This is a genomic window from Erythrobacter epiphyticus (assembly GCF_034653295.1).
GTDB lineage: Bacteria > Pseudomonadota > Alphaproteobacteria > Sphingomonadales > Sphingomonadaceae > Erythrobacter.
Genome location: NZ_JAYEEU010000007.1, coordinates 306,881 through 318,947 on the forward strand (window position 1 = coordinate 306,881; position 12,067 = coordinate 318,947).

The 12,067-nt window shown below is 64.7% G+C and carries 12 protein-coding genes; 9 read left to right on the plus strand and 3 right to left on the minus strand.

What is annotated here, in order from left to right:
• Positions 1–3: 3 nt before the first annotated feature.
• From SOQ14_RS06935 to SOQ14_RS06960, 6 genes are all read left to right on the plus strand, one after another.
• Positions 4–798 carry a ferritin-like domain-containing protein gene (locus SOQ14_RS06935; protein ID WP_322897329.1) on the plus strand — a complete coding sequence of 265 codons (795 nt, stop codon included), beginning with the start codon at positions 4–6 and terminating at the stop codon, positions 796–798.
• A 90-nt stretch (positions 799–888) separates the two neighbouring features.
• Positions 889–1,611, plus strand: a complete 723-nt coding sequence (locus SOQ14_RS06940) for a M23 family metallopeptidase (RefSeq protein WP_322897330.1) — start codon at positions 889–891, stop codon at positions 1,609–1,611.
• A gap of 256 nt (positions 1,612–1,867) precedes the next feature.
• On the plus strand, positions 1,868–3,427 hold the full coding sequence (locus tag SOQ14_RS06945; protein ID WP_322897857.1) for an acyl-CoA synthetase: 1,560 nt from the start codon (positions 1,868–1,870) through the stop codon (positions 3,425–3,427).
• The gene (locus tag SOQ14_RS06950; RefSeq protein WP_322897331.1) at positions 3,427–4,725 is read left to right on the plus strand and encodes a cytochrome P450; all 1,299 of its coding nucleotides are present in this window, start codon (positions 3,427–3,429) and stop codon (positions 4,723–4,725) included. Before SOQ14_RS06945 ends, SOQ14_RS06950 begins: the two co-directional genes overlap by 1 nt.
• A 116-nt stretch (positions 4,726–4,841) precedes the next feature.
• On the plus strand, positions 4,842–5,471 hold the full coding sequence (locus SOQ14_RS06955) for an OB-fold-containig protein (protein WP_322897332.1): 630 nt from the start codon (positions 4,842–4,844) through the stop codon (positions 5,469–5,471).
• A gap of 41 nt (positions 5,472–5,512) precedes the next feature.
• Positions 5,513–7,291 carry a flotillin family protein gene (locus tag SOQ14_RS06960; RefSeq protein ID WP_322897858.1) on the plus strand — a complete coding sequence of 593 codons (1,779 nt, stop codon included), beginning with the start codon at positions 5,513–5,515 and terminating at the stop codon, positions 7,289–7,291.
• Between the two features lie 40 nt (positions 7,292–7,331).
• Here the strand turns inward: SOQ14_RS06960 and galU are convergent, their stop codons facing one another.
• Positions 7,332–8,210, minus strand: coding sequence for a UTP--glucose-1-phosphate uridylyltransferase GalU (gene galU / locus SOQ14_RS06965; protein ID WP_322897333.1), 879 nt, complete (start codon positions 8,208–8,210; stop codon positions 7,332–7,334).
• A gap of 146 nt (positions 8,211–8,356) precedes the next feature.
• Here galU and murA point away from each other — a divergent pair, with 146 nt between their 5' ends.
• Positions 8,357–9,637, plus strand: a complete 1,281-nt coding sequence (murA, locus tag SOQ14_RS06970) for a UDP-N-acetylglucosamine 1-carboxyvinyltransferase (protein ID WP_322897334.1) — start codon at positions 8,357–8,359, stop codon at positions 9,635–9,637.
• Between the two features lie 10 nt (positions 9,638–9,647).
• Here the strand turns inward: murA and SOQ14_RS06975 are convergent, their stop codons facing one another.
• The gene (locus SOQ14_RS06975) at positions 9,648–9,884 is read right to left on the minus strand and encodes a ribbon-helix-helix domain-containing protein (protein WP_322897335.1); all 237 of its coding nucleotides are present in this window, start codon (positions 9,882–9,884) and stop codon (positions 9,648–9,650) included.
• A 10-nt stretch (positions 9,885–9,894) separates the two neighbouring features.
• A complete protein-coding gene (gene panC, locus SOQ14_RS06980; protein ID WP_322897336.1) occupies positions 9,895–10,767 on the minus strand; it encodes a pantoate--beta-alanine ligase in 873 nt (290 codons plus the stop codon).
• Between the two features lie 92 nt (positions 10,768–10,859).
• On the opposite strand from panC, the gene SOQ14_RS06985 reads away from it, so the two are divergent.
• Both SOQ14_RS06985 and SOQ14_RS06990 read left to right on the plus strand, forming a co-directional pair.
• Positions 10,860–11,714 (plus strand): division plane positioning ATPase MipZ, encoded by an 855-nt coding sequence (locus SOQ14_RS06985; RefSeq protein WP_322897337.1) that lies wholly within the window; start codon positions 10,860–10,862, stop codon positions 11,712–11,714.
• On the plus strand, positions 11,714–12,031 hold the full coding sequence (locus SOQ14_RS06990; RefSeq protein ID WP_322897338.1) for a J domain-containing protein: 318 nt from the start codon (positions 11,714–11,716) through the stop codon (positions 12,029–12,031). Before SOQ14_RS06985 ends, SOQ14_RS06990 begins: the two co-directional genes overlap by 1 nt.
• The last annotated feature ends 36 nt before the right edge of the window (positions 12,032–12,067 follow it).

Consider the following 12,067-nt stretch of genomic DNA (forward strand, 5'->3'; position numbering starts at 1 on the left):
ATTTTGCCGCAAACCGTTGCTGCCGCGATCCGTGCCGCGCTGCTGACGGCAGAGCCGCGCGCCAAATGCTTTGCCACCCGTGAGGTGGCACGGGCATGGCGGCGCGGCGATCTGGCGTTCGTCTTTGATGTCGCCATGCCTGACGAACCGGCACGGCCCGCACGGCCGGAACTGCTCGCGCCCAGCCAGATGCCCAAGCGCGGCAAGTTCGGATCGGAACGCGCGCGCATCGCCTTGTGGCATTCGCTCGCGCATATCGAATTTGTCGCGATCGATCTCGCGCTCGACATGGCCGGGCGCTTCGGGGCCGAGATGGGCGAGGGCTTCGTCAGCGATTTTCTCGCCGTCGCTGCGGACGAGGCGATGCATTTCGCGCTGCTGGCGCGCAAGCTCGAAAGCCTTGGCAGCCATTACGGCGCGCTGCCTGCGCATGGCGGCTTGTGGGAAGCGGCCCATGCCACACGCCATGATGTCGCCGCGCGGCTTGCGGTGGTGCCGATGGTGCTCGAAGCGCGCGGGCTGGATGTCACCCCGGCGACGCTCGAACGGGTCACGGCGGCGGGCGATGAGGGCGGCGCAAAAATTCTCGCACGTATTCTTGACGACGAAATCCGCCACGTCGCTTTCGGCACCAAGCACTTTTTGCGTTGTGCCGAAATGACGCAGGCGAATCCCCAAAGCCTCTGGCAAAGCCTCGTGAAACGCCACTTTAGCGGCGCGGTTAAGCCACCGTTCAACGACTCAGCGCGTCTTGCAGCCGGTTTATCGCGGGAATTCTATGCGGCGATTGCCTCTTAACGACTCCCCTGCATAACTCCGATCCAACAAGGCGCGGCAAGCGCCGCTATCACGCAAGGCACCAAGCCTGGCTATGGGGATCGGGTCCGGATGAATTCTTTTCTGCGCAAGTGCACCGGATTGCTGGCCATTGGCGGCGCGTTCCTCTCCCTGACGATTTCCGGTCCGGCGCTTGCCAACAGCGCGGCCAATGCTGCCAACAGCGCCTCTGCCAATGCCGCCGCTGCCGATGTCAAGGAACCGCTGCGCGAAGCCGAAGGCGAAGGCATCGCCGCGAGCGACCAACGCTTCCGCGCCCTGTTCTCAAGCTGGACAGCGATGGATCGCACCGGCTCGACCCCTCCGACCGAACGCCCCACTGTCTCGATCCCGTCGCGCATGCCGTTGATCGGTTCGGTGCTGACGAGCTCTTACGGGATGCGCACGCACCCGGTGCTGGGCGGGATGCGCCGCCATTCGGGCATTGATCTGGCCGCGCCCACCGGCACCCCAGTCTATGCGACCGCTGATGGTGTGGTGAGCCGCGCTGACTGGTATTCGAGCTACGGGCTCTACATCAGCCTCGAACATGGGGCCTCGCTGCAAACCCGTTACGCCCACCTGTCGCGCCTTGCGGTTGCGGCAGGTGACACGGTCAAGAAGGGCGACCTCATCGGCTATGTCGGTTCGACCGGCCGTTCGACGGGCCCGCACCTGCATTATGAAGTTCGTGTTGATGGGGTTGCAGTCAATCCGATTCCGTATATGATGGAAGACGAACGGCGGTTCGCAGCGAACAAAAGCAGCGAATTGACGGGCAGCGGCGGCGAATAAACTCGCGCTTCTGCATGCCAGTTTGCCCGCGAAAAACGGGCCGGACATTGGAGAGGGTGTCCGATATCGGCGGCGGGTTATCCCGCCGCCTTTTTTCTTGTGCGACCGGCAGATGCTCTCACCGTAGAATAAGTGGCATTTGCTATACTGTTTTCGCTTGGCATTGCCCGAGCGCTCGTTAGATTTCTGACCCGAGAAAGAACCCGGGCAGGCTCCGTATATCGGGCCTCAAAGGGCAGGGAGAGAAATCATGTCGATGCACCCGATCGCGCACGCCGCGACCCGCCCCGATCATCCCGCTGTCATCATGACCGGATCGGGCAAGCAGATTACCTATGGGGAAATGGAAGCGGAATCGAACCGCTTCGCCCACCTGCTGCGCGCGCACGGGATTGGTGCGGGCGATGCCTTTGCGGTGCTGCTCGAAAACCGGCTCGATTATTTCACCCTGATCTGGGGTTCGCAGCGCGCGGGCACCATGCTGGTGCCCATCTCCTCGCGGCTAACCGCGCCCGAGGCGGCCTACATCATCCGCGATGCGCAGGCGAAGCTGCTGATCACCAGCGGCTATTTTGCCGAGATGCTGGATGACATCCGCAAGGAATGCCCCGGCCTCACCGTGCTGGTGATGGACGCCAAAGAGCTTGGGAGCGATGCCAAAGATTTCGCCGCCGCCCTTGCCGCGCAACCGCCCGATCCGATCGCGGATCAAAGCGCGGGCATGGTGATGCTCTATTCTTCGGGGACGACCGGGCGGCCCAAAGGTATCCGCCCGGCTCCGCCCGAAGATCCCGATCCGCAAGCCGTCGTGCCGCTGGTCGGCCTTGCAGTGATGGGGGCCGGCATGCCGACCGATGGTTCGATGGTCTATCTCTCCCCCGCGCCGCTCTACCATGCCGCCCCGATCGGGTGGTGCTCGGTGGTGCACCGGCTCGGCGGGACGGTGGTGATGATGGAGAAGTTCGATCCCGAAGAAGCGCTGCAAGCGATCGAACGCTACAAGGTGACAGACAGCCAGTGGGTGCCGACGCATTTCGTGCGGTTCCTGAAACTCGATCCGGCGGTGCGCACGCGCTACGACCTCTCCAGCCACCAGCGCGCGCTCCACGCGGCTGCGCCTTGCCCGGTGCCGATCAAGCGCGAGATGATCGAATGGTGGGGCCCCATCGTCAATGAATACTACGCCGGGAGCGAGAGCATCGGCATGACGATGATCCGCTCGGCCGACTGGTTGACCCATCCCGGCAGCGTCGGGCGGGCGATCTACGGCACGCTCCACGTCTGCGGGCCGGATGGCGCGGAAGTGGGGCCGGGCGAGGATGGGTTGATCTATTTCGAGAACGCCCTGCTGCCGACCTATCACAATGATCCCGCCAAGACCGCCGAGGCGATGCACCCCAAGGGCTGGATGACCCTCGGCGATATCGGCCATCTCGACGCCGACGGCTTCCTGTTCCTGACTGACCGCAAGAGCCACATGATCATCAGCGGGGGCGTGAACATCTACCCGCAGGAGATCGAGAACCTGCTTGTCACCCATCCCAAGGTGATGGACGCCGCCGTGATCGGCGCGCCCTGCCCTGATCTGGGCGAAAAAGTCGTCGCGGTGGTGCAGCCGAAAGACATGGCCCATGCCGGGCCGGGGCTGGAGGCGGAACTGCGTGATTTCCTCAGCGCCAGCCTGTCGAAGATCAAGATGCCCAAGCTGTTCGATTTCCGCCCCGATTTGCCCCGCGAGGCCAATGGCAAGCTCTACAAGCGCGAGTTGCGCGATGAATTTGCCGCGAAGGCGCGCGCGGAAGGTGTCGCGGCGTAATGGCACCCGCCCCTGCGGCCACGCTGGCACCGGATATCGCGCGGCAGGTGATCAGCCCGCAGGCCTATGGCGAATGGCATGGCCTGCTCGATCTGTTCGATCATATCCGATCGACCACACCGGTCGCGCGGGTTGAGCCGGACACCCCCGGGCTGTTCGAGCCGTTCTGGCTCATCACCCGCTATGATGATGTGATGCGCATCTCCAAGGACAATGCGGGCTTCCTCAACAACCCGCGTCCGGTGGTGTTCAGCTTCAACGAAGCGATTGCGTTCAGCCGCGCGGCGACTGGATCGAACATGCTGGTCGATTCGCTGGTGGTGTTCGATGCGCCGGTGCATCCGAAGTATCGCAAGCTGACGCAGGAATGGTTCATGCCGCGCAACCTTGCGCGGCTCGAAGGCGAATTGCGTGCGCTGGCCGCGCGGACGGTCGACCGGATGCTCGAACAGGGCCCGGAAGTGGACTTCGTGAAGGAGGTCTCCGGCCCCTATCCCTTGCGCGTTGTCATGCAGATCCTCGGCGTGCCCGAAGCGGACGAGTTGCGGATGCAGATGCTCACCCAGCAATTGTTCGGCGGGCAGGACAAGGACCTGTCGGGCACCGGCATGGAGAACATGACGCCGGAACAGGTGGTGCAGCTGGTGGCGGGCGCGGTGCGCAATTTCGAGGATTACTTCGCCGCACTCGCCGAGGAGCGCCGGAAGAACCCCACCGAGGATGTCGCCAGCGTGATCGCCAATGCGCTGGTCGATGGCCAGCCGCTCCCGCCGCGCGACATGGCGGGGTACTACATCATCGTCGCCACCGCCGGGCACGACACCACCTCGGCCAGCACGGCGGGCGCGATGCAGGCGCTGGCTAATGACCCCAAGCAATGGGCGCGGTTCAAGGCCGACCGCTCGCTTCTGCCCGGCATCGTCGAGGAAGCGATCCGCTGGACCTCCCCCGTGCAGCACTTCATGCGCACCGCGGCTGAGGATTGCGAGATCGGTGGGCAGCAGATCAAGGCGGGCGACTGGCTGATGATCAACTACGTCGCCGCCAACCACGACCCTGCGCAGTTCCGCGACCCGCGCCGCTTCGATGCGGCGCGTGTCCCCAATCGCCATCTCGCCTTCGGCGCAGGCGCGCACCAGTGCCTCGGCCTGCATCTGGCGCGGCTGGAGATGCGGATCCTGTTCGAAGCCCTGCTGGATCGGGTGGCGGCCATCGAACCGGCAGGCGCCGCGCAGCGTGCCACCAGCACCTTTGTCGGCGGGCTCAAAACCCTGCCGCTGAAAGTAACGCCTGCCTGAAAAGGCGGAGAAAATCGCACTAGGATTGTCCGATTCCGCTAGGGTTTTACGCCTGTTTCCCCTAGCCTCGTTGGCATGGGATTACATCATCGCCTTAGTGATCGGGCGCTGGTCGCATGAACTTGCTTGCGTCCTCCAACCTGCCGTTCCTGATTGCGCTCGGCGCCCTGGCGCTGGTTGCGCTCTTTCAGATCACGGGCCTCGGCGACATGCTGGAGGGCGCGGGTGATTTCGATTCGCCCGATGGACTGGAAGCAGGCGGCTTTGGCGAAGCGCTGACAAGCCTGCTGGGACTGGGCCGGGTGCCGCTGCTGATCTGGTTGGCCAGCCTGCTGCTCACCTTCGGATCGATCGGGCTGATCGGGCAAAGCGTGATTGCCGAGCTGCTCGGCGCGCCGCTTTCGGCGGGATGGGCCACGCTACTGGCGGGTGCTGCGGCACTGCCGCTCAACAGCCTGGCGGTGCGTCCGCTCGGCGCCGTCATGCCCAAGGATGAGACCACCGCCATCACGCTTGACGAGCTGGTGCGGCGCGAGGCCGAAATCCAGATCGGCACCGCACGCGCCGGATCACCAGCGCGCGCCAAGGTGATCGACCGCCACGGACAGGCCCATTTTGTCATGGTTGAACCCCATGACGCCACCATCGCATTGCAGACGGGTGACACCGTCCTGCTGGTGCGCCGCGAAGGACCGACCTTCTACGGCGTGCATTACGAAAGCCCGCTGCTCGGGCTGACCAGGTAAAAGGGGGAACGCGCATGTCTTTGACCACGACCACCGGCGATATGACCACAAGCGGTGATCTTGCCTCTTCGACGGGGGGGCTCATCACCTACGGCGTGGTTGGTGTCAGCGCCGTGCTGTTCTTTGTCGTATTCTTTATCTTCCTGATCCGGCTCTACCGCCGTGCGACCAAGGAAACGGCTTTTGTGCGCACCGGCTTCGGCGGCGAGAAGGTCGTGATGAACGGCGGCGCGCTGGTGTTCCCGGTGTTCCACGAGGCGATGCCCGTTAACATGAACACCCTCGTCCTCAGCGTTGTGCGGCGCGATGCAGAAGCGCTGATCACGCTTGACCGGCTGCGGATCGACGTGAAGGCCGAATTCTATGTCCGGGTCCGTCCCGATGCGACCGCAATTGCCATGGCGGCGCAGACCCTCGGCCAGCGCACGATGCAGCCCGAGCTGCTCAAGGACCTCGTCGAGGGCAAGTTCGTCGATGCGCTGCGCTCCGTGGCGGCGGGAATGACGATGAACGAGCTGCACGAACAGCGCGCGGATTTCGTGCAGAAGGTGCAGCAGGTCTCGTCCAACGACCTCGCGATGAACGGTCTCGAGCTGGAATCGGTGTCGCTCACCGGCCTCGACCAGACCAGCATTGAGCATTTCAACGCCAACAACGCCTTCGACGCCGAGGGCCTGACCAAGCTCACCGAGCAGATCGAGGCGCGCAAGAAGCTGCGCAACGATATCGAGCAGGACACCCGCGTCCAGATCGAGTCCAAGAACCTCGAAGCCGACAAGCGCAGCTTCGAAATCGCGCGCGATCAGGAATATGCACGGCTTGAGCAGGAGCGCGAGGTCGAAGTGCGGCGTGCGGCGCAGGCGGCGGAAATCGCGCGCGAACAGGCCGAGCGTAACCGCGAGGCCGAAGTTGCCCGGATCGAGGCAAAGAAGCTCGTCGATGCCCAGCAGATCGAGGCCGACCGCCTCGTCGAGGAAGCGCGCATCATCCAGCAGCGCGCGCTCGAAATCGCCCGGCAGGAACAGCAGATCGCGGTGCAGAACAAGAGCCGCGAGGAAAGTCAGGCCAAGGCCGAGGCTGATGAAGCGCGCGCCAAGGCGGTCGAGGCCGAGGAACGCGTCGCCACGGCGCGCGAGCGCGAGATTGCCGATCGTCAGAAGACGATCGAATTGATCGAGGCCGCCAAGCAGGCCGAGCGCGACGCGATCGGAGTCAAGGTGCAGGCCGAGGCCGAGAAGGACGCGGCCGCCAACCGCGCTGCGGCACTGAAGCTCGAAGCGCAGGGCGAGGCCGAGGCCGAGAAGCTGCGCGCCGAAGCTGCGCGGGTGCGTTTCGAAGTCGAGGCCGCTGGTCAGCGCGCCATCAACGAAGCAGCGAATATCCTCTCAAGCGACCAGATCAGCCTCCAGACCAAGATGGCGCTGCTCAAGGTCCTGCCCGAGGTGATCCGCGAGAGCGCGAAGCCGATGGAGGCAATCGATTCGATCAAGATCGTGCAGGTCGATGGCCTCACCAACGGCGGACGTGCCGCCAACGACGGAGGTGCCGGTGGCACGGGTGGTGGCGCTGGTTCGGGGAACCTCGCCAGCGATGCTGTCGCCGCGGCGCTCGCCTACCGCGCGCAGGCACCAGTGCTCGACGGACTGATGAAGGAGCTGGGGCTCGACGGCTCGTCGCTCTCGGGACTGGTCAAGACGGTGGCCGAGGCAGAAGCCGAACCGGCCCCTGCGCCGGCAGCGTCTCCGGCCAAGTCCGCAAAACTCACCAAGCCGCAGGATAATGACTCTGGCGCCTTGCCGAGCGACGAAGCCGCCGAATAAGCGATGAAGACAGGGGCGGCCAAGCGGCTGCCCCTGTCCGCTATTTCAGAAGATTGAGCGCCATCTTCCGCACAGCCGCGCCCATATCGGGCCGCGCCAGCGCAATCGCCAAAGTCGCCTCGACAAACCCGGTCTTGCTGCCGCAGTCATACCGCGTGCCATCGAAGGTCACGGCGTGGAACGGCTGCTGGCCGATCATCTGCGCCATCGCATCGGTAAGCTGGATTTCCCCGCCCGCCCCCTTGCCCTGGGTTTCGAGTACGCGCATCACTTCGGGCTGGAGGATGTAACGGCCCGAGACAATCTTGTTCGACGGCGCTTGCTCCACCGGCGGCTTTTCCACCAGCCCGCGCACTTCGGTGATCGCCCCGCGCGTGCTGCCGGGATCAATCACGCCGTAGCTTGATACCTCTTCACGCGGGACTTCGAGCACCGAGATGAGATTGCCGCCAAGCTCGTGGTAGGCCGCGACCATCTGCTTCATGCAGCCTGTGCCGCCTTCGCGCGCCACCATCAGTTCATCGGGCAGGAAAATCGCAAAGGGTTCATCACCGACAATCGCGCGCGCGCACCAGATGGCATGGCCGAGCCCCAGCGGCACCTGCTGGCGCACAGCAATGACATCGCCGGGCGTCGCGCGGGTGGAATCAAGCGCAGCAAGGCTCTTGCCGCGCTCGCTCATCGTCATTTCGAGCTCATAGGCCATATCGAAATGTTCGATAATCGCGCTTTTGCCCCGGCCGGTGACGAAGATCATCTGCTCGATACCCGCCTCGCGCGCTTCGTCGACCGCATACTGGATCAACGGGCGATCCACGATCGGCAGCAATTCCTTGGGAATCGCCTTGGTCGCGGGAAGAAAACGGGTGCCAAGCCCGGCAACGGGAAAGACAGCTTTGCGGATCGGCTTGGGAGACATGCGGTGCTCTCGCTGGTAAGGATCGGGAAACGCGCCCTGCTGCTCTTTTTCTTTTCCGTGCCCCGCGCCCAGTACAAGGTCAATCGAAGATCGCGCTAACTGCACGCAAGATTGCACCAGACGCGCATTTCGCTAAGGCAGTGGGCATGGACAAACTGATCATTCGCGGCGGCAACCGCCTTTCCGGCAGCATCCCCATTTCCGGCGCCAAGAACGCGGCACTCACGCTGATCCCCTGCGCGCTGCTGACCGAGGAGCCGCTCACCCTGCGCAACCTGCCGCGGCTGGCCGATATCGACGGGTTCCAGCACCTGATGAACCAGTTCGGCGTCACCACCGTGATCCAGGGCACGCGCCCTGAGGATTTCGGCCGGGTGATGAGCATGGAGGCGACCCGCATCACCTCGACGGTGGCGCCCTATGATCTGGTGCGCAAGATGCGCGCCTCGATCCTCGTACTCGGGCCGATGCTGGCGCGGGCGGGCGAGGCGACGGTCTCGATGCCGGGCGGCTGCGCGATTGGCAACCGCCCGATCGACCTGCATCTCAAGGCGCTCGAGGCCTTCGGCGCGCATATCGAGCTTGCGGCCGGCTATGTGAAAGCCACGCAGCCTGACGGCGGGATGCCGGGCGGCGACTTCGATTTCCCGGTGGTGTCGGTCGGCGCGACCGAGAATGCGCTGATGGCCGCCGTGCTGGCAAATGGCACCAGCCGGTTGTTCAACGCCGCGCGCGAGCCGGAGATCGTCGACCTGTGCAACATGCTGGTGGCGATGGGCGCGGAGATCGAAGGGATCGGCACCTCCACCCTCACCATCCATGGGGTCAAGCGGCTGCACGGCGCGACCTACCGTGTCATGCCCGATCGCATCGAGGCCGGCTCCTATGCCTGCGCGGCGGCGATCACCGGCGGGGGAGTGCGGCTCGAAGGCGCGCGCGCCGACGAGATGATGGCGACAATCCACGCGCTCCAGGCCATTGGCGTCGAGGTCACGTGGGATGCCAAGGGCGTGAATGTCGCGGCCAAGGGCGCGCTCAAGGCGACCAATCTCACCACCGCGCCCTATCCCGGGCTTGCCACTGATATGCAGGCGCAGCTCATGGCGCTGCTGTGCAAGGCCGAAGGCACCAGCGTGCTCAAGGAAACGATCTTCGAGAACCGCTTCATGCATGTGCCCGAACTCACGCGGATGGGCGCAGACATCACCACCGAGGGCCGCACCGCAATCGTGCGCGGGGTAGAACGGCTGACGGGGGCGGAGGTCATGGCAACCGACCTGCGCGCCTCGATGAGCCTTGTCATCGCCGCGCTCGCGGCGGAAGGCGAGACGACCGTGCGCCGCCTCTACCACCTCGATCGCGGGTACGAGCGGTTGGAGGAAAAGCTCCAGCTGGTCGGCGCGGATATCGAGCGGGTGGACGACTGACGCTTGCGCGCTACGGCTGATTGACCGCCAGCCACACCCGGATTGCCGAGGCGAGGCCCGGCGGGGTGGGCGATTTGATCCGTTCCGCATCAATCCGCGCCACCAGCCCATTGATCGGCACGCCCTCACGCGCAGCCGCCGCCCGCAGCATGTCCCAGAACAGCGGTTCGAGACTGATGCTGGTGCGGTGCCCGGCGATCTCGACCGAGCGCTTGACCGGTGGGTGAAAGGGCGAGGGCTTGCTCATCGCATTCGCCCTAGGCGGCGCCCACCGCCATATTGTCAATCAGCCGGGTGGTGCCGATCCGCGCGGCGACGAGCAACCGAGCCGGGCGGTCGCCAAGCGCAGTGAGCGGCGTGAGATCAATGGCATCGGCCAGCACGGCATAATCGACACTGCCAAAGCCTGCGGCGAGCAGATCAGCCTGTAAGGCTGCGAGTGCTGCGGCGACATCACCACCGCTTTCGATCTGCGCGATGGCCGCGTGCATCGCGCGCGGCAGGCCCGCCGCGGCGGTGCGCTGATCGGGAGAGAGATAGCGGTTGCGGCTCGACATCGCGAGGCCATCGGCCTCTCGCACTGTCGGCACACCGATGATGGCATCGACATGGGGGCGGGTCAGATCAAGATCGCGCGCCATGGTGCGGATCACCGCGAGCTGCTGGAAATCCTTCTCGCCGAACAGCGCAAGATCAGGCTCGACCTGATTGAACAGCTTGAGCACCACGGTGGCAACCCCATCGAAATGGCCGGGCCGTGCCGCACCGCACAGCCCTTCGCTCACCCCGGCAACGCTGACCGTGCTGGCAAAGCCCGCCGGATACATCACCTCGGGCGTGGGCGCCCACAGCAGCGCGCAGCCTTCCGTCTCAAGCATGGCAGCATCGGCGGCCAGCTGGCGCGGATAGGCGGCAAGATCCTCGTTGGGGCCGAACTGCTTGGGGTTCACAAAGATTGAGGCCACGACATGATCGGCCCGCACGCGCGCTTGCCGGACCAGCGTGAGATGGCCTTCGTGCAGCGCGCCCATGGTCGGCACCAGCGCGATCCTCGCCGGTGTCCTACCGTTGTCGCCGCGCAGCCGGGCAAGCGCGGTTCTCAACATGTCCAGAGTCTTGACCGTTTGCACCGATGCGCCTCCGAGGATAAACCGCTTTGAGCGCCCGTAGCGGCCAACCCTGCCTTGTTTCAAGCTGCCCTGTGATGGAAAGTTCTGCCGCCATGTCCTCAGCCGCCTCCACCCCGGCGCAACCCGGCGAACCCACCCGCAATCGCCATGCGCATCGCATTGTTTTCGCGAATGAAAAGGGTGGAACGGGCAAATCAACCACCGCCGTGCATGTCGCCGTCGCGCTCGCCTATCAGGGCGCGCGGGTGGCCTCGCTTGATCTCGATCCGCGCCAGCGCACCATGCATCGCTATATCGAAAACCGGCTGGCGACGCTCGAAAAGCGCGGTCTGACGCTCCCGACCCCGATGTGCGAGGTGTTCCGCGGCGAGACGACCGGTGAACTCATTTCGATAATCCGGCGGCTCGAAGCAAATTACGATTTCCTGATTATCGACAATCCGGGCCGCGATGATCCCTTTGCGCGACTGGCAGTGGAACACGCCGATACGCTGGTCACCCCGATGAACGACAGTTTCGTCGATTTTGACCTGATCGGACAAGTTGATGCCGAAACCTTCAAGGTGCGCAAGCTTTCATTCTTTGCCGAACTGATCTGGGAAGCGCGGCTAAAGCGCAGCCGCATGACGATCGAACAAAGCCGGCCGGAAATGGACTGGATCGTGGTGCGCAACCGCACCGGCCATGTCGAGGCGCGCAATATGGCCCGCCTGCAGATGGCGCTGGGCGAAATGTCGAAGCGGGTCGGCTTCCGCGTGACCCACGGCCTTTCGGAACGTGTGATCTACCGCGAATTGTTCCCGTCGGGCTTGACCTTGCTTGACAAGGGGCATCTCGGCGAGCTTGGCACCAGCCATCTCGTGGCGCGGCAGGAATTGCGCGCGCTGGTCAAGGCGCTCGCCCTGCCCGGCTATGCCCGCGAACAGGCGGAGCTGGCGCTCGCCTGATGCTGCTGCGGATCGCCCTGCTGCTGGCCATTGGTTGCGTGTTGTTCCGCTGGGCATTCGGGCAGTGGCCGTGGCAAGGCCTGGGGCAGGCTGGCGGTGCCGCGCGACGGCAGGCGCTGGGCAAGGCGCGCGCCTTGCTCGGCGTGCCCGCCGCAGCCAGCCGCGAGGAGATCATTGCCGCGCACCGCAGGCTTGCAGCGCTGGTGCATCCCGATCGCGGCGGGAGCAGCGATGCCCTGCGCGAAGCCAATGCCGCACGCGATCTGTTGCTGGGTGCGCTGCCGCCAGCCGGTGAGGGCGCGCAAGGGGAGCCCTAGGCCGCATCACAGCCTTGACACATTGCGCTACCAACC

Coding starts and splice junctions, on each gene's coding strand:
- SOQ14_RS06940 (WP_322897330.1), top strand. CDS start 889: ATGAATTCTTTTCTGCGCAAGTGCACCGGATTGCTGGCCATTGGCGGC.
- SOQ14_RS06960 (WP_322897858.1), top strand. CDS start 5,513: ATGACCACAAGCGGTGATCTTGCCTCTTCGACGGGGGGGCTCATCACC.
- murA (WP_322897334.1), top strand. CDS start 8,357: ATGGACAAACTGATCATTCGCGGCGGCAACCGCCTTTCCGGCAGCATC.
- SOQ14_RS06945 (WP_322897857.1), top strand. CDS start 1,868: ATGCACCCGATCGCGCACGCCGCGACCCGCCCCGATCATCCCGCTGTC.
- SOQ14_RS06950 (WP_322897331.1), top strand. CDS start 3,427: ATGGCACCCGCCCCTGCGGCCACGCTGGCACCGGATATCGCGCGGCAG.
- SOQ14_RS06985 (WP_322897337.1), top strand. CDS start 10,860: ATGTCCTCAGCCGCCTCCACCCCGGCGCAACCCGGCGAACCCACCCGC.
- galU (WP_322897333.1), bottom strand. CDS start 8,210: ATGTCTCCCAAGCCGATCCGCAAAGCTGTCTTTCCCGTTGCCGGGCTT.
- SOQ14_RS06955 (WP_322897332.1), top strand. CDS start 4,842: ATGAACTTGCTTGCGTCCTCCAACCTGCCGTTCCTGATTGCGCTCGGC.
- SOQ14_RS06975 (WP_322897335.1), bottom strand. CDS start 9,884: ATGAGCAAGCCCTCGCCCTTTCACCCACCGGTCAAGCGCTCGGTCGAG.
- SOQ14_RS06990 (WP_322897338.1), top strand. CDS start 11,714: ATGCTGCTGCGGATCGCCCTGCTGCTGGCCATTGGTTGCGTGTTGTTC.